We start from the raw sequence: 19,048 nt of genomic DNA on the forward strand, positions 1-19,048 counted from the left end.
CGTCAGATCGCTGCGTTCAGCGCCGCGTAATAGCCGGCATAGTCGGGGCGCTTCTTGAGCACCGTTTCCAGATATTCGTCGAGCACCACCTTATCCTGCACCGGATCCTTCACGATCGCGCCGACAAGGCTGGCGGCGAGACCTTCGGCGCCGAGCTTGCCACTGTCGAACCACGCCGCCTGGCTGAGCCCGCCAACCATCGTGGCGATCGCTTCTGCGGTCGACAGCGAGCCGGAAGGAATCTTCAGCGTCACCTTGCCGTCGGCAGTCGCGCCGGAGCGCAATTCGCGAAAGATGGTCAGCACACGGGCGATCTCCTCGCCGACATTTTTTGGCACCGGCAGGTCGAGTCCGCCAGCCATCTCATCGACCCGTTTGGAGACGATCGCCACCTCTTCGGCCATGTCTTCCGGCAATGGCAGCACCACGACATTGAAACGACGCTTGAGCGCCGAGGAGAGCTCGTTGACACCTTTGTCGCGGTTGTTTGCCGTGGCGATAATGTTGAAGCCGCGCTGGGCGTAGATCGAGGTGTTCAATTCCGGGATCGGCATCATCTTTTCGGAAAGCACGGTGATCAGCGTGTCCTGCACGTCCGAGCCCATGCGGGTCAGTTCCTCCAGCCGGCAGAGCTTGCCGTTCTGCATGGCTCGGTAGAGCGGCGTCGGCACCAACGCTTCTTGGCTCGGGCCTTTTGCCAGCAGCTGCGCATAGTTCCAGCCATAGCGGATCTGGTTCTCGTCGGTGCCGGCCGTGCACTGCACGATCAGCGTCGAGTCGCCCATGATGGCGGCGGCAAGATGTTCAGATACCCAGGACTTGGCGGTTCCGGGAACGCCGAGCAGCAAGAGTGCACGGTCGGTGGCGAGCGTCGCTACCGCGGTTTCCATCAACCGGCGGCGACCGACATATTTCGGGGTTATCAGTGTGCCGTCGCTAGCCTTGCCGCCGAGCAGATAGGTCAGCACAGCCTGTGGCGACAGGCTCCAGCCGGCAGGTTTTTGCCTGTCGTCACCGCGCGCCAGCGCCTGCAATTCAGAGGCATAGGCCTGCTCGACCGGGAGACGGATGGCAGCGTTCATATGAATTCTCCGGATTGATCATGTGTCGGTTCGAGACTGATGTTCGGCCAGCGCCGCGTTGAGACGCAGGACACTGAGTGATGGGGCGGCGGGCGGCATACCGGCAGCGACGACCTCGTCGATCAATTTGGCTGCTGTGGTCGCTGTGGCAAGGTAGCCGATCGTTGCCAGTATATCGTCAGCGCCCCGCCGCACGGCTTCGTCGTTTCCCGCAACGGCGGAACGCAAAGCGGGAAGAACTGACCCGTTCGAAAGATCGTCCCATTCCAGCCAGCCAGCATCAATGCCTTCCGCCAGATTGATCGCGCTGAGGTAATTTGCTTGCTTGAGGATCAGCCGGACGAGAGCCCGTTTCCTGCGGCTGTCCAGACGCGGCACAAGGTGCAACACGAACAGCGCCGGTTTGCCGCCTTCGGTGACAAGCATGTCCGCCATATGCGTCACCGCCGCGTCGCTCCCAGAAGCGGCGACCATTCGGGCGATCAGGATATCAGCGTTGTTGTCGGCGCCGAACTGCCAGGCTCCGATGAATTCGGGTTCCGTGATGCCGAACCGTCTGGCGAGGTCGACCAGATTGCAGGTCTCGAACAATTCGGCGCGGCGCTTTTCCTGCGCCGGGGATTTGAGTTTCGCCGGCGTGTAGGTGGTCCGGCGGCGGATGAAGCCGGATTTGCCTTCGCCGATGAAGACGGCGAGTTCGACTGCTGGATCCTCCGCCCCGCCTTCGCTCGAATGGCCGTGCTCGCCCAACCTTGCCAGCAACCGGCCAGCCAGGTCCTGCACCTTGCCGGAACGGTCGGTGGCAAGGCTTTTCAGGAACGGCGCGTCCTCGGCATTGAGGCCGAAGCGCATAAGTTCGATGAGCGCAAGCCTGACCTCCGCAGGTTCGCCCGAGGCCTTGGCCTCGATCAGCATTCGCGCCGCGGCCGGTTCGCGCCGGCGCATATCGGCCAGCGCGATGCGGCGCGCGGCGGGATAGAACTCATCCCAATTTTCCGCCGTGAGTTTCTCTTGCGGGGTATGTCTTTCTCCATCCACGCTGGCTTGCCAGTCGATCCATGGAGCGTAGATATCCGGGCTGTTCTGATCCGACGAGGGCATCCAGTCCATTGGGTGGAGCACGAAGCCGCGGCTGGCGACGAGCGCCGCCACGCGTGCCTTTCGCCTCGCGTCAGCGGCTTGTTTCAGGGCGGCGCGCAAAAGCGGCCGCAACCGCTCCGGCAGCATTGGCAAGGCAAGCCCGGGCAGCGGCGGCCGCCGCTTGAGCGTCTTCGGCGCCGCCGGCCGCAAGGCGACGTCGAGCGCTTGCGCTGCAATTGCCAGGAGCCGGCGCTCCTGCTCGTCGGGACTTGCGCCGCCTGCGATTGCCTTCCAGGCGGCAGGAGCCAGATCGAAGGTGGCTCCGCCGGTGATCCAGCATTCGCGCATGGTCGCCAGGCCTGTTTGTTCGCCCTCATTCACGACAGGTCAAGCCTCCCGAACCCGCTTTGAGCCGCCAGAAGGTCAAGCCGAGCGCCGTCCCAGAGCGCTGCCGTGGCGGCAAGGTCGAGGCCGAGCAATGTCTGATTGACGGCGCCACTGATCGGCAAGGCGAGCCCTTGCGGATCATCGGCGGCCTGCCACCAGGCTGCGCCCCGATCGTCGACCAGGATCGCACCAGGCGGCAGCATGAGAGGGCTATCTGTGAGCCAGGGAGCGGCATCCTGATGGCACACATGCGCAGCCAGCGGATCCTTGGCGACGCCCAGGGTAAAATCGGGCCACGGGCCCGATGCGACGTCGCCCATGCGTTCTGCCACCAGCGCCCGGAGTGGCCGGCGTGATGGATAAAAGACCAACCGGGCATTGAAGCGATCGCCTGGCGAGAAGGCGTTGGATCGGCGTCCGGCCGAGGCGGGAAAATAATCGAGCAGCAGGGCAAATTGTGGTGTGGAGCTTTTCAGATCGAGCAGCCATGTCGAATGGCTGACCAAACCATCGCGCCGGGTCTCGATCTTCTCGCCGACAACCTCCCAGAGACTTTCGACTTGCATTGCATCGGGATTGGCCAGCACCTGTTCGCGGGTTTCGGATGTCGATACAAGCCGCTTCAGCTCGGGATCGTCGGGCGCCGACCGCCAGGCCTTGGCCAGCAGCACGAGCTTGCCGAGTTCGCGGATCGCCGCATCCGGTCGTTCTTCGCTGCGCAGCGCCATCAGCCGCGATGGAATCTCGTCGATACGGCCGGCGAGCGCCGCTGCCTTCATATCGACCAGCCGCGCAGCAATCCGCCGGCAACGGTCGCTGCTGGCGTCGACAAACCCGGAAAGACCGAGCCGCAACTGGTCGGCAATCCATTGGTCGAGTTCATCGAGCGCCGCCGACACTGCTTCTCGTGTGCTTTCCGCCCGCTTGCGCTGCGCCGCCTCGCGACGCTCGACCGTTGCGTTATCTTCAACGGTGGCGCTCTCGTCCGCCCGTGCGGCTTCGCCAATGCTCTTGGCTTCCGCGCCCGGCGCCGGTTGCTGCACCGGCTGTGACGCCGTCTTCCGGCGCCGGCCAAGCCAGTCATTCACCCATCCCGGCGTGGATTCGGCCGCGGCAAAGCTGGCTGGCGCGGTGGCGGCAATCCACATCAGGGCCAGCGTGTGCTTGCATGGGAATTTGCGCGAAGGGCAGGTGCATTGGTAGCCGTGATCACCCGTGTCGACCACCACTCGATAAGGATTGGAGCCGGAGCCCTGGCATTCGCCCCAGATGAGCGCCTGCTGCTCATGCTTTTCGAGCCGCGGCCAGTTCGTTCGTTTGGTGAGCTTGGAGGCGGCGCTCAGCGACGCCTGATCGGGAGCAAGCGCCTCAATGGTCTTCAGGTCGAATTCCAAGCCGCGCTTCTCCCCGCCCCGACGCAGTATAGATAGGGTTTGTGACGAATTATTATAGCTCTGGCATGGTGAAGATTGGGCATGCCTTGGCCTGTTTGATGGGCCAGGACACGCCTCAGACGCAAATGGGGTCGACTGTTATTCGGCAGACAGAACGGGCTTTGGTAGCCGGCGGCCTAGACGGAAGCGTTCAGGCTCTGCCGTTCAGGAACTCGATCACCATCGCCGCGGTCCAGGTGAAGCGATTGCCGCCGAGCGGCTCGCCGCTGAGGGGACCGTAATATTCGGCAAAACCGCTCTCGGCGATCAGGTCGAGACTGGATTGCGTGATCCGTTGTGCGATTTGGCTGTGGCCGGCGGCGGCAAGGCCGTCGGCGATCATGTAGTTGACCACCAGCCAGACCGGGCCGCGCCAGTAGCGCTTTGGGTCGAAGCGTCCATCGCCAGGATCGTGCGAGGGGACGATGTAACGCGCTTTGCCGGCGATGCGCTCGATCGTTGCAGCGATGGCCGCTGCCCGGCTTTCCGGAATGGCCGAAAACACCGGCAGAATGCCGCCGACCGACGCGCTGTCCACGAGCTTTCCGGCCACTCGGTCGAAACAAATGTACTGGCCATGTGTGTCGCTCCACAGCCGTTCCATCGTTGAAAGCCCCTTTTCGGCACGGGCGCGGTTGGCTTCTGCGATTTCGGTTTCGCCAAGTGCCTCGGCGAGATCGGCAAGGTCGGCGGCGGAACGGATCAGGATGGCGTTGAAGCCGGGATCGACGACCTGGAAGGGCGAGGCATCGTGCAGCCGGGTGTTGTCCCAACCAAGTCCGCGGAAATGCTGCAGCAGCCAGATATAGCGATCGTACTGGGCCCTGGTCGGTCGATGCGCAGGGTCGGCGTGCAGGATGTCGCGGCGGGTGTAGGGCTCGACGCCTTCGGTCGGCACGCGCTCGAACGCCTCGTCCCAGTCGATCGAGTTGTCGCGGCCGGACTCCCATGGGTGAATTATGGCGACCAGCCCTTCGCCGTTCGGGTCGCGATTTTCGTAGAACCAGCGGTGCCAGGCGTCGATCTTCGGCAGCAGCGCGCGGGCGCGCTCGGCCGCCAGTTTCTTGTCCTTGGCCTGATCGAACAGGCGGCGCACGGCAAAGCCGGCGACTGCCGGCTGGGTGATGCCGGAGGTGGCGGTCGGGCGGTCCGTTCGCCAGACCTCCGGCCCGGGGAAATAGCCGTCGCTCCAGACGTGGAAGACGATGTGCGGCACCATGCCGTCCGGCCACTGGTGAGCAAACAGTGTGTCGATCTCGGTCCAGGCTCGGGCCTCGTCATAGTGGGCAAGACCGAGGGCGGTCAGGCAGGAATCCCAATTCCACTGGAACGGGTAGAGGCCTTTGGTCGGTATGGTGTAGGTGCCTTGGTCGTTTTCCCTGAGCACCTCGACGGCGCGGGCAATGGTTTCGTCAATGGCAAGAGATATCATTGAGGCGTTCGTGCTTTCAGGATCAAAGGGCGTTCGTGGTTTCGGGATCGAACCAGCGGATGCGGTCGGGTTTGGGAGCAAGCCGAAGATGATCGCCGACCGCGACCGTGGCATTCGATTCGAGGATGGCGCGAAACAGGCCGCCCTCGACATCGCAAGTGACCAGCGTGTGCGGTCCGAGCGGCTCGACGACGCGCACGGTGGCGTTAATACCTTCGTTGCCGGCGTCTACGTCCTCGGGGCGAATGGCGAATTCTATTGTCTGCTTGTCCGATTTGGGGCCGGGCAGCGTCAGGCCGGCGACGATCCAGCTGCCGTTCGCCGTCTTCGTCGCCGGGATGAAATTCATCGGCGGGTTGCCGATGAAGGAGCCGACGAAGCGGGCCGCCGGATTGCGGTAGACCTCTACCGGCGAGGCGGCCTGGACGATACGGCCCTGATGCATGACGGCGATGCGGTCGGCGAGGCTCATCGCCTCGACCTGGTCGTGGGTAACGTAGATGGCGGTGGTCTTGGACGCCGCCAGCACGCCCTTGAGCTCGGCGCGCATTTCGAGCCTGAGCAGCGCGTCGAGGTTCGACAGCGGCTCGTCCATCAGGATCACATCGGGCTCCATGGCGAGCGCGCGGGCGACGGCCACACGCTGGCGCTGACCGCCGGAAAGCTGGCCCGAATAGCGCTTCAAAAGCTGCTCGATATGCATGAGCTCCGCGGTGCGGTTGACGCGCCCGTCGACCTCCTGCTGCGGCAGCTTCTTCATGCGCAGGCCGAAGGCGATGTTCTCGAATACCGTCAGGTGCGGAAAGACCGCGTAATTCTGGAACACCATGGCGATGCCGCGGTCGCGCGGCGGCAGATGGTCGACGCGACGGCCGCCGATCCAGACCTCGCCCTGGCTTGGCGTTTCCAGCCCGGCGACGATCCTCAGCAGCGTGGTCTTGCCGCAGCCCGAGGCGCCAAGCAGCACCATGAATTCCTGGTCGGTGATGGTCAGGTCGATCGAATGCAGCGCGGTGAAGCCGCCGAAACGTTTTGCCACCTGCTTGATGACGATCTCAGCCATCGGCGTTCTCTTTTGTGCGCGTCATCGATTGGCGATCCCCCACATGGCGAACAAATATTTGCGGACGGCGAAGATGAAGATCAGCGCCGGAATGACCAGTGCCGCGCCACCGGCAAATTTGAGGTAGAGCGGCGATTCGCCAAGGCTCTGCAGCAGGAAGGCGGTCAGCGTCCGGTTCTCGATGGTGAGCACTGCGGCGGCAAACACCTCGTTCCAGGAGATGGTGAAGGCAAACACCGCCGACGCCGCGATGCCCGGCAGCGCCAGCGGCAGAATGACTTTTCGGAATGCCTGCAATCTCGTGCAGCCGAGTGTCCAGGCCGCCTCCTCCAGCTCGACGGGAATGCCGGAGAACAGCGAGAAGGTGATCAGCACGGCAAACGGCAGCGCCAGCGTGGTGTGGACCAGCGCCAGCCCGATCGCGGTGTCGTCGAGGCCGGTGCGGATGAACATCACCGCCAGCGGCAGCGCCAGCAGCGGCAGCGGGAAGGCGCGGGTCATCAGCACGAGGAAACGGAACGTTTCCTTGCCCCGGAAATCGAAGCGCGACAGCGCGTAGCCCGCGGGTGCGCCGAAGCCGATCGAGAGCAGCATCGTCAGCGTGGCGACGAGAACGGAGTTCCACAGCGCCTTGGCGACACCGGCGAAATTGATGAAGAAAGAAAGGCTGCCGAAATCGAGTGACGGGAAGAATCGCTTGGGAAAGGCGGTCACCTGTTCCGGCGACGACAGCGCGTTGACGATCAACAGATAGATCGGCAGCAGCACCCAGACGCAAAGCAGGATGACGGTGGCGACCAGCAACCAGTTACCGGCTTTGCGGGCCTCAGGCGCGGCGATCGAGAGCTCCGCGACCGTGCTCATATCCGCGCCTCCTTCGGCACACGCAGCACCCGCAGGAAGAACAGCGTGAAACCGATCGAGATGGCGAGGATGAACAGCGCCATGGCGGCGGCGACATTGCGGTCCTGCAGCGTGAACTGCCAATTGTAGGTCTCGCCCATCAGCACCGGCAGATTGGTGCCGCCGAGTGCTGCAACCACGGCGAAGACTTCAAAGGCAAGGATGACGCGCAGGATGATCGCCGTCTGCAGGCTTGGGCGCAGCAGAGGCAGCGTGATCTTGATGAAGCGCTTCCACGGGCTAGCGCCAAAAACCTCCGCCGCCTCGTAGTATTCCCGGGGGATCAGCCCCATGCCGGCGACCAGAATGACCATCATGATGGCGGTCGCGCGCCAGATCTCGGCCAGCGCCACGGCGATGAAGATCGTCAGCTTGCTCTGGTAGCCGAGGAACATAACCGGCCTGTCGATGACGCCGAGATTGGAGAGCAAGGTGTTCAGGAAGCCGGACTGGTCGAAGATGGCGAGCCAGATCAGTCCGGCGGCGAGATCGGAAATGCCGAGCGGAATAGCGAAGATGTAAAGCGCAGCGCTGCGTCCGGTTTCAAGCCGCGACACCATCGTTGCCATCAGCAGCGCCATCACCAGTTGGATCGGCACGACGATGGCGCTCAGCAGCAGCGTGTTGCGGACAGTGACCGGAAACTTCCAGCTGCCCGCCATGGTGCGGAAATTGTCGAGCGTAAAGCCGCCGTCGCGGGTGAACGCCTCGAAGGCGACCAGCGCGAACGGGTAGAGGAAGAAGACGCAGAGGAACAGCGTCGCCGGCATCAGCAGCAGATAGGGAAGGGCCTTGCCGTGCATGGAGCGCTCTCTATTCGACGCTTGAAAAAAGGGTGGGCGCCCGGCGCGCTGGAAATCCGGACGCCCAGGGAGGATTCCTAATCGACCGGGCAGGCGCCTTGCGATGGCTTGTCGGGCGCCCAGCACGGCGCCTTCGCCTGTTCGATGATCGCTTTCAGCGCCGTCGCCTGTTCGTCGAGCACGCCGTGCACATCCTCGCCGCCGAGCACGATGCGCTCGAAGCTGTCGGTGTAGATCTGATTGAACTTGCCGCTGAGGCCGCCAAGTCCCATCGGCAGCAGCGCCGGCAACGCATCGGGAGCTGCTGTCATGGTGGCGATCACTGGGCTGAAAGCCTTCACCGAGGCCGGCATGTCGTCGGGCAGCTTGACGTTGACGATGGGGAAGAAGTTTGTCGCCTTCAGCGTCGCGATCTGGGTTTCCGGTTTCAGCATATAGGCGACCAGCGCCTTGGCCTTGTCCATGTCAGGCGAGGTCTTCGGGATAGCGACACCGGCCACCACCGGCATGTAGCCGCGGCCTGCCGGGCCAGCCGGCGCCGGAAAGGCGACGAAGTCATTGGGTTTCTGGTTAAAGGCGTCGGCAAGCCGCGCCACGTGGTCGAATGCCACCCAGACTTCGCCGGTCAGCAGCGGCTCCTGCATGAAGGCATAGTTGGTCGAATTCGGGTTGGTGTACTGCCACAACTCCTTGAATTTGTTCCACGCCGTCTCGGCCTCCGCCGAGCGGAACTTGGTCACCATCGAACCGGTATAAGACGGAAGGAGAAAACCCTCGAAGAAACGATGCTTCAGCCCTTTCGGGCCGGCCGGAAAACCGAACTTGGGTGAACCAGTCTTTTCCGCGATGTTTTTCGCCCACTCGATCAGTTGGTCATAAGTGATGGTGTTGAGATCGGTGCCGGCCGGCAGATATTGCAGCGCCTGTTTGTTGGCCGCCATCAGAAAGGTGGCCTGCATCCATGGCAGGTACTTCTGCTCGCCGGTGCCGAGCATGCCGAGCTTCTTGTAGGTCTCGTTGACCTTGACGCCACCGAGATCGACGCCGGACAGATCGACAAGGTTCGCGCCGACGGTGGAGAAGTCTCCGTGCAGGCCGCCGAGCACGCCTATGGTGCCGGAGCCGGCCTGCAGTTCGGCCTGAAGGCGGGTGAGCCAGGGCCCGTCCTCGGCGACCTGATAGTCGACCTGGCCGTCAAACCCCTTCAGCACTTCGCTGCGCATCTTCTGTGTCTCTTCCACTGGTCGCGCCTGTGTCGACCAGAACAACACTTGCTGGGCTTGTGCTGCGCCAGCAGCAAGCGACAACGCCAGCACCGCACCTGCCAATGTCCTCAACGCATTCATCGTCATCTTCCTCCCTGGTTGTGCGCCGCTAAGGCGTCAGTTCCGTCCTGTAGGTGTCGGGCCATGGCTTGCCCGCGAGACAAGTATCGGCCGCACCAGCCGCGTCAGCGGCTTGGTCGGCCTGTCGCCGATGACGGTCAGCAGCATCTCGCCGATCTCGCGCGCGCACTGGCGGATCGAGGCGTCGAAAGTGGTCAGCCCCGGCGGCGCATAGGCGGAGGCGGCTATGTTGTCGAAGCCGATCACCGACAGGTCGTGAGGAATGGCAAGTCCGGCGCGCCCTGCCTCTTCCATGACCGTCAGCGCCAGCTCGTCGAACAGCGCGACAATGGCCGTCGGCCGCTCGGCAGCGTGCAGCAGCCGGTTGATCGCCTGGATGCGGGCACCGCGATCGAAACGCGGCGCCGTCGCCACATCGAGCCTGACCGACGGATCGCCCCGGCGGGCGATCGCGGCGGCGAGCCCATCCTGCCTAAGATGGCGAAACGTCATCGGCTCGGAAATCGTCACCAGGCCGAAATGCCGGTGTCCGAGGTTGTAGAGCATGTCGAAGGCTTCGCCGAAAGCATGCGCGCCATCGGTATCGAGCCAATGGTAGGCAAAGTCGCCGTCGAGCAGCCTGCCATGCGCGACGAACGGGAAATTGCGTTGGCGCAAATAGGCAAGCCGCTCGTCGACCTCGGCGATACGGGTGACGATGACCCCGTCGGCGCGGCCCGATTCGACGACATGGCGAAGCACGGAAAGTTCCGACTGGCCCTGCGCCGCTGCGGCCAGGATCAGGTCGGAGCCGTGCGAAACCAGCCCTTCGCCGAGCCCTGTGACGAATTCGCCGAGGAAGGAATCGACCAGATTGGGGCCGCGGATCGGCAGCACCATGCCGACAAAGCCGCTGCGGCCGGAGACCAGCGTGCGGGCTGCGGTATTCGGCACATAGCCGGCCAGGCGCGCGGCCTCGGTGACACGTTGGCGCGTTTTCAAGGCGATCTGCTCGTGGCCGGCAAGGGCCCGCGAAACGGTGGTGATTGACAGGCCGAGCTGCGCAGCAAGTTCCTTGAGGGTGGTAACGCGGGCCGGCATCGTTCCTCCCGAACGAAGTTTGAAACGTTTGTAATCACTTCAAACGAAATTGCAAACGTTTTAAATGGTGCGCGGTCGATGTGATTTCTTGCCCGTTGGGTAGCGCGGCCCTATCGACCCCGGCCCGCAAGCTCCTAGTCGGCGATTTAAACGCAGCGGTTGCTTGACTCGGGCGACGCCTTGTGAAAAATTTTGCAGCAACTGATAAAAATATCAAAGGGCGGAAATGGTTGGTTTTGGCAACGGCCTGCTGCGCGACGATGAGACAGGTATGGCAGCCCGTGCCGCCTGGCTTCACTATGCCGGCGGCCTGACCCAGTCGGAGGTCGCCAAGCGGCTCGGCCTGACCAGCCTCAAGGCGCATCGCCTGATCACCAAGGCCAATCAGGAAGGCCTGGTCAAAGTCTATATCGACGGCGAAGTCTCCGAATGCGTGGAGCTTGAGGACGAGTTGTCCGGCCGCTACGGCCTCGACTATTGCGAGGTAGTTCCGGACTTCGATGCCGAAGACCTGCCGCTCAAGGCGCTCGGCATCGCAGGCGCGCAGTTTCTCAAGCGCGAGATCGAACGCGGCGAAGAGGCGCTGATCGGCGTCGGCCACGGCCGCACGCTTGCCGCCTGCGTGGAGTATCTGCCGCGCATATCGGCCGGCCGGATCCGTTTCGTCTCGCTGCTTGGCGGCCTGACGCGCAAGTTCTCGGCCAATCCGCATGACGTCATCCACCGCGTCGCGGAACGGACCGGTGCGGAGGCCTATGTGATGCCCGTACCGATGTTCGCCAACACGGTCGAGGATCGAACCGTGTTGCTCGGGCAGAAGGGCGTCAGCGATGTCTTCGACCTCGCCAAGTCCGCCGACTTGCTTATCGCCGGCATCGGCACCGCCGAACGTGAGGCCTCGCTTGTCGCCACCGGTATGATCGAGAAGGGCGAGATGGAGGAGATCCGCCGCAATGGCGGCGTCGGCGAACTGCTCGGGCATTTCTTCGACAACGCCGGAAAGGCCGTTGCGACGACGCTTTCCGACCGGGCGCTGGCGCTGGCGCGCGAAGACATCAGCAACCGCAGGATTGTCGCCGTTGCCGGCGGCAAGGTGAAGGTTCGCGCCATCAAGTCAGTGCTGGAGGGCCGCTATCTCAAAGGCTTGATAACCGACGAGCGGACGGCGCGATCGCTCGTGGAACAGACGCCGGTCGGGTAGCCGGCAACCATTTCGTTGAAACTACCCTGTGGAGGAGAAGAGAAATGCGTGAGAAAGAGAAAGACCTCATCGACGCGTTCCTGCGTGGACAAGTCGACCGCCGTGGGCTGATCAAGGGCCTCGGTACAATGGGCCTTGCCGCCAGCACCGCCGGCACACTGCTCAATTTCGGGCAGACCCGCGCCCTGGCGGCTGATTTCGACTGGCAGGCGCATAAGGGCAAGACCATCAAGCTGTTGCTCAACAAGCATCCTTACGCCGATGCGATGATCGCCAACCTCGACAATTTCAAGCAGTTGACCGGCATGAATGTCGTCTATGACGTGTTCCCCGAAGACGTCTATTTCGACAAGGTTACCGCCGCGCTGTCGGCCAGCTCGCCCGAATACGATGCTTTCATGACGGGCGCCTACATGACCTGGACCTACGGCCCGGCCGGCTGGATCACCGACCTCAACGAATGGATCAAGGATCCGGCCAAGACCAACCCGAAATATGCCTGGGACGACTTCCTGCCCGGCGTCAGGAAGTCCTGCGCCTGGAACGGCCAGCCTGGCGGAGTGCTCGGTTCCGACGACGCCAAGCAGTGGTGCATTCCGTGGGGTTTCGAACAGAACAACATCACCTACAACAAGGGCATGTTCGACAAGGTCGGCGTCAGCGTTCCCGGCAATATGGATGAGATGGTCGCTACGGCGGCGAAGCTCACCAAGGACGTCGGCGGTGGCGTCTACGGCATCGGCGTGCGCGGCTCGCGCTCCTGGGCGACGATCCACCCGGGCTTCCTGTCGGCCTACGCCAATTTCGACCAGAAGGACCTGAACGTCTCGGCTGACGGCAAGCTGTCGGCCGCGATGAGCACCGCCGAATCCAAGGCTTTCCACAAACAGTGGGTCCAGATGATTCAGGAGAGCGGCCCGAAGGACTGGTCGACCTACACCTGGTACCAGGTCGGCACCGATCTCGGTGCAGGCGCCTCGGCGATGATCTACGATGCCGACATTCTCGGCTACTTCATGAATGGCGGCGATAACAAGATGGCCGGCAAGCTCGCCTTCGCGGCGTTCAAGGCCAATCCCGCCGCCAAGGCACCGACGCCCAATATCTGGATCTGGTCGCTGTCGATGTCCAACTTCTCCAAAGACAAGGACGCCACCTGGTACTTCATGCAATGGGCATCCGGACCCGAGCATGCACTGTTCGGTGCGACCAAGATGGACTTCGTCAATCCGGTCCGCCAGTCGGTCTGGAACGACCAGATGTTCCGGGACAAGTTGAACAAGAGCTATCCCGGTTATGTCGAGATGTTCGACGTCTCGGCGCCGGGCGCCAGCATCAAGTTCACTCCGCAGCCGCTGTTCTTCGATCTCACCACCGAATGGGCGGCGACGCTGCAGAAGATGGTGGCCAAGGAAGTGCCGGTCGACGAGGGCCTCGACAAGCTGGCCGAGAGCATCAACGGCCAGCTCAAGGAAGCCGGGCTCGGCTAAGGGGCGGCAAAGGCTGGCCCGTCGCGGGCCAGCCTTTGAGATGTGATACGTTTGCGACGCGGTCCCGAAAGGTGCCGCCTGCTCGCCCGCCCGGCCGCCTTGCTCCCTTGGGCGGCCGGGACGGCGAAGCAACAGGATGACGGAGCAGCAGATGACTGCGGCGACAATACAAAGAAACACGCCGTCGGGCTTCAGGATCAGCAAGCGTGTGCTGCCTTACCTCCTCAGCCTGCCGGCCCTGCTGGTCTGCATCGGAATCCTGATCCCGTTCCTGACCTCGGTGGTCTATTCGTTCCAGCGCTACCGGTTGAGCCAACCCTGGGCGCGGCAGTTCAACTGGGGCGACAACTATATCTCCTTCTTCACCGACCCGAAGTTCTGGAACACGCTGGAGATTTCGCTGCTCTACGCCGGCATCACCGTCGTGCTCGAGCTGCTTCTCGGTCTCGGCATCGCCATGCTGCTGCAGAAGCGCTCGACGCTAAACAACTTCATCTCGATAATGCTGTTGATGCCGCTGATGACGGCGCCGGCGCTCGCCGCGCTGATGTGGAAGCTGATGACCAATCCCGGCTTCGGTGTGCTCAGCTATCTCGCTAGCCTGATCGGGCTGCAGGATTTCCGCTGGGCCTCGTCTCCGTCGACGGCATTGCTCACCGTCGTCCTTGTCGACATCTGGGTCTACACGCCTTTCATCATGATCCTGCTGCTTGCCGGACTGCGCAGCCTGCCGACGCAGCCCTTCGAGGCGGCAGCACTCGACGGCGTGCCGCGCAGCTTCGTCTTCTTCCGCATCACCCTGCCGATGCTGACCCCCTACATCCTGACAGCGACGCTGTTCCGCCTGCTCGATTCAATCCAGCAGTTCGACATCATCTACGCCATGACCCAAGGCGGGCCGGGCGATACGCTGACCGTCTTCCAGGTGGAGGCCTATCTCAACTTCTTCCAGTCGACCAATGTCGGCCGCTCGGCAGCACTGATGATCATCCTGTGGGCGATTACCTATTTCCTCTCGAACATTTTCATCAAGAACTGGCTGCGGCTGCGCGAACGCGCCCGCGGCCATGCATAGGAGGCTGGCATGGAACACACCTCCCTTCTCGAACGCATCCTGCGTGGCATAGCCCTGGCACTGGTCGTGATCTTCTTCATGTTCCCGATCGTCTGGATCCTGATGATGTCGTTCCAGACCAACGAGACAATCCTGCGGATCCCGCCGCAGCTTGTCTTCGAGCCGACGCTCGCCAACTACACCGCCTTGATCACAGGCAAGCTGATGACGGCAGCCGGCACGCTCGACATCGCCTTCATGCGCAATCTCTGGAATTCCGTCTTCCTGTCGGTCACCTCGGTTGCCGTCGCGCTGCTGCTCGGCGTTCCCGCAGCCTATGCCTTTGCCCGGCACAAATTCCGCGGCTCGGAGGACATCGCCTTCACGCTGCTGTCGTTCCGGTTCGCGCCGGCGCTGCTGGTGCTTTTGCCGCTCACCCTTTATTTCCAGAAGCTCGGGCTGGCCAACACCTATATCGGGCTGATCTGGGTCTACCAGCTGATCTGCCTGCCGCTGATCCTGTGGATCGTGCGCGGCTATTTCGAGGATATTCCGGCCGACATCGAATACGCCTACCGCATCGCCGGCCATTCCTGGTTTGCCACCTTCCGCAAGATCGCGCTGCCGCTCGCCGGGCCGGGCATTGCCGCTGCCGGCCTGCTCGCCTTCATCTTCGCCTGGAACAATTTCGTCTTTGCGCTGGTGCTCGCTTCGGCCGACAAGCAGCCGGTGACGGTCGGCGCGCTGGCGTTCATCACCTCCTCCGGCATCCAGTACGGCCAGATCTCAGCCGCGATCGTGCTGTCGATCACGCCGACGCTGGCGCTCGCGCTTTATGCGCAGCGCTATCTCGTCGAAGGCCTGTCGCTTGGCGCGGTGAAAGGATAGTCCGATGGCAAGCCTCGAACTGCGAAACATCGTCAAGCGCTACAAAAGCCAGACCGTTCTCGACAATCTGTCGCTGACCGTCGCCGACGGCGAAACGCTGGTCCTGTTCGGGCCGTCCGGCGCCGGCAAGACGGTTCTATTGCGGCTGGTCGCCGGCGTCATCGACCCCGACGAGGGAAAGATCCTCATCGGCGGCGAGGACATGACCGACGTCGACGCCGAGTTCCGCGGCGTCGGCATGGCGTTCCAGAACTTCGCGCTGTTCCCGCATATGACGGCGTTCGACAACATCGCCACGCCGCTGCAGGCGAAGCATTCGTCGCAGGGCGCGATCAAGGCCGGCGTCGAGAGCGTCGGCAAGCTGTTGAAGATCGGCCATGTGCTCAGCCACAAGCCGCGGGCGCTGTCCAACGGCCAGAAGCAGCGCACCGCGCTTGCCCGCGCCCTGGTCGGCTCGCCGCCGCTTCTGCTGCTCGATGATCCCTTGCGCAACGTCGATGCCAAATTGCGCTTCGAAATGCGGCTCGAACTGCCAAGACTGCTCGCCGATCGTGGCGCAACCGTTGTCTACGTCACCCAGGACTACAAGGAAGCGATGGCGCTTGGCGATCGCATCGCAGTGATGTCGCAAGGCGTCGTGAAACAGCTCGGCACGCCCGAACAGATCTACCGCGAGCCGGCCAACGTCGAGATCGCCCGGCTGTTCGGCGACCCGACCATCAACCTGCTCGACGTCAAGCCGTCCCGGGATGCCAAGGGCGTCTATGTCGGCCTGTCCAATGTCCAGGTCCATCTGGCCGGCGCGCATGAGGCGGCGGTCGGCCGTGACTGCGTGATCGGCTTGCGGCCGGAGGCGCTGGCCTTTGTTGACGAAGGCACGTCCGGCGCCATCCCGGTAACGGTCGAGGCCGAGACGCCGCTCAACGAGAAGATCGTCACCCTGGTGCGCACCGTGCGCGGCCGTGAAATCCTGGTTTCGCGTCCGTCCGGGATACCGGGTCAATCCGAGGGCAGGGCGCATATCGCTGTCGACAGCAAAAGCGCCCTGCTGTTCGATCGTGCAAGCGGCGAGCGCATCGGCTCGAAAAATGTCGTCAATTTGCGCAGTGGAGAAGCGGCATGAGCCCGAGCGCAATCACCATTTCGGGCGTCGACAAGTTCTACGGTCCGGTCGACCGCGGCGTGCACGCCGTCAAGAACCTGACGATGGAAATCGCCAAGGGCGAGATCGTGGCACTGCTCGGCTCATCCGGCTGCGGCAAGACCTCGACATTGCGCATGATCGCAGGCTTCGAAGAGGTCTCGCGCGGCACAATCTCGGTTGCCGGCCGCAAGGTGCACACGTTGCCGCCGGTCAAGCGCAACGTCGCGATGGCCTTCGAGGGCTATTCGCTCTACCCGCCGCTGACCGTGCGCGAGAACATGGCCTTCGCCCTCAAGGCTGCCAGGCTGGCTAAGAGCGCGGTCGATGCAAAGGTTGCTCATATCGCCAAGCTGCTTGAGATCGAGGACATTCTCGAGCGCTATCCAAGCTCGATCTCCGGCGGCCAGCAGCAGCGCGCCAGCCTCGGCCGGGCGCTGATCCGCGAAGCCAACCTGCACCTGCTGGACGAGCCGATGGGCCAACTCGAGCCGCAGCTTCGCGCTGTGCTGCGCGGCCGCATCAAGCACTTCATCAAGGAGCGCGGCCTGACCGCGATCCTGGTCACCCACGACCAGACGGAGGCCAATGCGCTGGCCGACCGTATCGCGGTCATGGAAGGCGGCGTGCTGCAGCAGTTCGATACGCCTGACAGGATCAAGGAGCGGCCGGCAAACCTGTTCACCGGCACCTTCGTTGGCGAGCCGCCAATGAATGTCTTCGAAGCCTATGTCGGCACGACTGACGGCAAGATCAATCTCAAGCTGCCCGACGGGCTTTCGCTCGACTACGACAAGGATGCCTTCAGCGGCCCGGTTCGCGACGAATTGCTCAACCGGCAGCGCGTCGTCATCGGCGTCAGGCCTTATGCTGTCCGCCGCTCCAAGGACGGCGTGCCGGCCACGGTTTCGGCCAATCAATGGCTCGGCGATCAGACCCATATCGCCGCCGATTTCGCCGGCGGTTCGCTGGTTCTGGTCGAGCATGACCGGACCCGCCTGGAGCTCGGGGCGCCGATCAAGGTCAGCATCGATCCAAAAAACCTGCACGTCTTCGATCAGGCGAGCGGTGACGCCATATCGCATGGCACGGAGCTTGCCTGATGCGGGATGTGCTGATCGGCGTCGACGCCGGCACGTCTGTCATCAAATCCGTCGCCTTCGACACGGCGGGCAGGCAGATCGCGGCTGCCGCGCTGCCCAACAAGTACGAGACACTGCCGGGCGGCGGCGCCGAGCAGGACCTGACACGCACCTGGGCCGACACCGCGACGACCTTGCGCGAGCTTGCCAACAAGGTGCCGGATCTCGCCAGCCGGACCATTGCCATCGCCGTGACCGGGCAGGGCGACGGCACCTGGCTGATCGACAAGGATGGTGAGCCGGTGGCCAAGGGCTGGCTGTGGCTCGACGCGCGCGCTGCCGCGGTCGTCGAGGAGATACGCGCGCGGCCCGAGGACCGGCTGCGCTTCGAAAAGACCGGCAGCGGGCTCGCTGCCTGCCAGCAAGGATCGCAGTTCGTCTTCATGAAGCGCCACATACCCGCGATGCTTGCCAATGCAGCGACGGCCTTCCACTGCAAGGACTGGCTCTATTTCAAGTTGACCGGCCACCGCGCCACCGACCCGTCCGAGGGCACCTTTACCTTCGGGGATTTCCGCACGCGCGGCTATTCAGATGATGTACTCGAGGTACTCGGCGTCACCGATCTCCGGCATCTGCTGCCGCCCATCGTCGATGGCACCAGGCAAAGCACCTCGCTGTCGGCGGCAGCCGCCAAAGCGACCGGTCTGCTCGCCGGCACACCGGTCGTTCTGGCCTATGTCGATGTCGCCTGCACGGCGCTTGGCGCCGGCCTGTTCGATCGCGAGCGCAAGCCGGGATGCTCGATCATTGGCTCCACCGGAATGCATATGCGGCTTGCCGAAACGCCGGAGGAGGTTCTGCTCAACGAGGCTGCAACCGGCTACACGATGACGATGCCGGCGCCGGGCGTCTTTGCGCAGATGCAGTCGAACATGGCGGCAACGCTCAATATTGACTGGGTCCTTGGCCTCGCCTCCGGCATTCTCGCCTCGCAAGGTATCACACGGACCAATGGCGAGATGATCGCGCTGGTCGACCAGTGGATATCGTCGTCCGAGCCAGGCTCGTTGCTCTACCAGCCTTATGTCTCGGAGGCCGGCGAGCGCGGGCCGTTCGTCGATGCCAATGCCCGGGCCGGCTTCATCGGCATTTCGTCCAGGCACGGCTATGCCGACATGGTTCGTGCGGTGTTCGAGGGGCTGGCTTTCGCGGCACGCGATTGCTACGCCGCCATGGGGCCGCTGCCCAAGGAAATCCGCCTGACCGGCGGAGCGGCCAGGAGCCCGGCGCTGCGCAATATCCTGGGTGCTGCGATCGGCGCCGACATTCGCACCAGCGAGCGCGAGGAGGCCGGTGCGGCGGGCGCCGCAATGATTGCTGCGGTCTGCGTCGGCCAGTACGCATCGATGGACGATTGCGTCAGTGAATGGGTCACACCGTTGCTCCGTTCGGCCGAGCCCAGCGACCGAAAGCTTGCCGCTGCCTATGAGGCGATGGCTCCGTCCTACACATTGGCGCACGAGGCGCTGCGGCCGGTCTGGCGTTCGCTGGCCGCGTCCAGGCAAACCGACGTGAATTGA

General features: G+C 63.4%; 16 protein-coding genes. 7 read left to right on the forward strand and 9 right to left on the reverse strand.

Annotated features, from left to right (window positions below; all coding sequences use genetic code 11):
• Positions 1 to 2 precede the first annotated feature (2 nt).
• From NKJ13_RS04095 to NKJ13_RS04135, 9 genes are all read right to left on the reverse strand, one after another.
• Positions 3 to 1,082: an ATP-binding protein gene (locus NKJ13_RS04095; protein ID WP_352738489.1), complete on the reverse strand. Its 1,080-nt coding sequence runs from the start codon at positions 1,080 to 1,082 to the stop codon at positions 3 to 5.
• 18 nt (positions 1,083 to 1,100) lie between these two features.
• On the reverse strand, positions 1,101 to 2,543 hold the full coding sequence (locus NKJ13_RS04100) for a DUF5691 domain-containing protein (protein ID WP_352738491.1): 1,443 nt from the start codon (positions 2,541 to 2,543) through the stop codon (positions 1,101 to 1,103).
• Positions 2,540 to 3,943: an SWIM zinc finger family protein gene (locus tag NKJ13_RS04105; RefSeq protein ID WP_352738494.1), complete on the reverse strand. Its 1,404-nt coding sequence runs from the start codon at positions 3,941 to 3,943 to the stop codon at positions 2,540 to 2,542. Before NKJ13_RS04105 ends, NKJ13_RS04100 begins: the two co-directional genes overlap by 4 nt.
• 190 nt (positions 3,944 to 4,133) lie before the next feature.
• Positions 4,134 to 5,414 (reverse strand): amylo-alpha-1,6-glucosidase, encoded by a 1,281-nt coding sequence (locus NKJ13_RS04110; RefSeq protein WP_352738495.1) that lies wholly within the window; start codon positions 5,412 to 5,414, stop codon positions 4,134 to 4,136.
• Between the two features lie 22 nt (positions 5,415 to 5,436).
• Positions 5,437 to 6,477, reverse strand: a complete 1,041-nt coding sequence (locus NKJ13_RS04115; RefSeq protein WP_352777149.1) for an ABC transporter ATP-binding protein — start codon at positions 6,475 to 6,477, stop codon at positions 5,437 to 5,439.
• A 21-nt stretch (positions 6,478 to 6,498) separates the two neighbouring features.
• Positions 6,499 to 7,341, reverse strand: a complete 843-nt coding sequence (locus NKJ13_RS04120; protein WP_352738499.1) for a carbohydrate ABC transporter permease — start codon at positions 7,339 to 7,341, stop codon at positions 6,499 to 6,501.
• The gene (locus NKJ13_RS04125) at positions 7,338 to 8,183 is read right to left on the reverse strand and encodes a carbohydrate ABC transporter permease (protein ID WP_352645339.1); all 846 of its coding nucleotides are present in this window, start codon (positions 8,181 to 8,183) and stop codon (positions 7,338 to 7,340) included. Before NKJ13_RS04125 ends, NKJ13_RS04120 begins: the two co-directional genes overlap by 4 nt.
• Positions 8,184 to 8,260: 77 nt before the next feature.
• On the reverse strand, positions 8,261 to 9,535 hold the full coding sequence (locus NKJ13_RS04130; RefSeq protein ID WP_352505341.1) for an ABC transporter substrate-binding protein: 1,275 nt from the start codon (positions 9,533 to 9,535) through the stop codon (positions 8,261 to 8,263).
• A 30-nt stretch (positions 9,536 to 9,565) separates the two neighbouring features.
• Positions 9,566 to 10,609 carry a substrate-binding domain-containing protein gene (locus NKJ13_RS04135; RefSeq protein ID WP_352505340.1) on the reverse strand — a complete coding sequence of 348 codons (1,044 nt, stop codon included), beginning with the start codon at positions 10,607 to 10,609 and terminating at the stop codon, positions 9,566 to 9,568.
• Positions 10,610 to 10,835: 226 nt separating this feature from the next.
• On the opposite strand from NKJ13_RS04135, the gene NKJ13_RS04140 reads away from it, so the two are divergent.
• The 7 genes from NKJ13_RS04140 (at position 10,836) to NKJ13_RS04170 (ending at position 19,048) form a co-directional block, all read left to right on the forward strand.
• A complete protein-coding gene (locus NKJ13_RS04140; RefSeq protein WP_352701800.1) occupies positions 10,836 to 11,810 on the forward strand; it encodes a sugar-binding transcriptional regulator in 975 nt (324 codons plus the stop codon).
• Between the two features lie 44 nt (positions 11,811 to 11,854).
• Positions 11,855 to 13,300, forward strand: a complete 1,446-nt coding sequence (locus tag NKJ13_RS04145) for an ABC transporter substrate-binding protein (protein ID WP_352505338.1) — start codon at positions 11,855 to 11,857, stop codon at positions 13,298 to 13,300.
• A 151-nt stretch (positions 13,301 to 13,451) separates the two neighbouring features.
• Positions 13,452 to 14,375 (forward strand): carbohydrate ABC transporter permease, encoded by a 924-nt coding sequence (locus NKJ13_RS04150; protein WP_352505337.1) that lies wholly within the window; start codon positions 13,452 to 13,454, stop codon positions 14,373 to 14,375.
• Between the two features lie 9 nt (positions 14,376 to 14,384).
• Positions 14,385 to 15,242: a carbohydrate ABC transporter permease gene (locus NKJ13_RS04155; RefSeq protein ID WP_023676025.1), complete on the forward strand. Its 858-nt coding sequence runs from the start codon at positions 14,385 to 14,387 to the stop codon at positions 15,240 to 15,242.
• A gap of 4 nt (positions 15,243 to 15,246) precedes the next feature.
• Complete coding sequence (locus NKJ13_RS04160; protein ID WP_352476539.1) at positions 15,247 to 16,365, forward strand: ABC transporter ATP-binding protein; 1,119 nt, start codon at positions 15,247 to 15,249, stop codon at positions 16,363 to 16,365.
• On the forward strand, positions 16,362 to 17,486 hold the full coding sequence (locus NKJ13_RS04165) for an ABC transporter ATP-binding protein (protein WP_352476540.1): 1,125 nt from the start codon (positions 16,362 to 16,364) through the stop codon (positions 17,484 to 17,486). Before NKJ13_RS04160 ends, NKJ13_RS04165 begins: the two co-directional genes overlap by 4 nt.
• Positions 17,486 to 19,048 carry an FGGY-family carbohydrate kinase gene (locus NKJ13_RS04170; protein WP_352738502.1) on the forward strand — a complete coding sequence of 521 codons (1,563 nt, stop codon included), beginning with the start codon at positions 17,486 to 17,488 and terminating at the stop codon, positions 19,046 to 19,048. Before NKJ13_RS04165 ends, NKJ13_RS04170 begins: the two co-directional genes overlap by 1 nt.

The sequence above is a fragment of the Mesorhizobium sp. M0174 genome (assembly GCF_040322275.1).
Taxonomy (GTDB): domain Bacteria; phylum Pseudomonadota; class Alphaproteobacteria; order Rhizobiales; family Rhizobiaceae; genus Mesorhizobium.

Bases quoted from the DNA above. Each gene is read 5' to 3' on its own strand.
- NKJ13_RS04095 (WP_352738489.1), bottom strand. From the start codon at position 1,082: ATGAACGCTGCCATCCGTCTCCCGGTCGAGCAGGCCTATGCCTCTGAA.
- NKJ13_RS04110 (WP_352738495.1), bottom strand. From the start codon at position 5,414: ATGATATCTCTTGCCATTGACGAAACCATTGCCCGCGCCGTCGAGGTG.
- NKJ13_RS04115 (WP_352777149.1), bottom strand. From the start codon at position 6,477: ATGGCTGAGATCGTCATCAAGCAGGTGGCAAAACGTTTCGGCGGCTTC.
- NKJ13_RS04120 (WP_352738499.1), bottom strand. From the start codon at position 7,341: ATGAGCACGGTCGCGGAGCTCTCGATCGCCGCGCCTGAGGCCCGCAAA.
- NKJ13_RS04125 (WP_352645339.1), bottom strand. From the start codon at position 8,183: ATGCACGGCAAGGCCCTTCCCTATCTGCTGCTGATGCCGGCGACGCTG.
- NKJ13_RS04130 (WP_352505341.1), bottom strand. From the start codon at position 9,535: ATGACGATGAATGCGTTGAGGACATTGGCAGGTGCGGTGCTGGCGTTG.
- NKJ13_RS04135 (WP_352505340.1), bottom strand. From the start codon at position 10,609: ATGCCGGCCCGCGTTACCACCCTCAAGGAACTTGCTGCGCAGCTCGGC.
- NKJ13_RS04140 (WP_352701800.1), top strand. From the start codon at position 10,836: ATGGTTGGTTTTGGCAACGGCCTGCTGCGCGACGATGAGACAGGTATG.
- NKJ13_RS04145 (WP_352505338.1), top strand. From the start codon at position 11,855: ATGCGTGAGAAAGAGAAAGACCTCATCGACGCGTTCCTGCGTGGACAA.
- NKJ13_RS04150 (WP_352505337.1), top strand. From the start codon at position 13,452: ATGACTGCGGCGACAATACAAAGAAACACGCCGTCGGGCTTCAGGATC.
- NKJ13_RS04155 (WP_023676025.1), top strand. From the start codon at position 14,385: ATGGAACACACCTCCCTTCTCGAACGCATCCTGCGTGGCATAGCCCTG.
- NKJ13_RS04160 (WP_352476539.1), top strand. From the start codon at position 15,247: ATGGCAAGCCTCGAACTGCGAAACATCGTCAAGCGCTACAAAAGCCAG.
- NKJ13_RS04165 (WP_352476540.1), top strand. From the start codon at position 16,362: ATGAGCCCGAGCGCAATCACCATTTCGGGCGTCGACAAGTTCTACGGT.
- NKJ13_RS04170 (WP_352738502.1), top strand. From the start codon at position 17,486: ATGCGGGATGTGCTGATCGGCGTCGACGCCGGCACGTCTGTCATCAAA.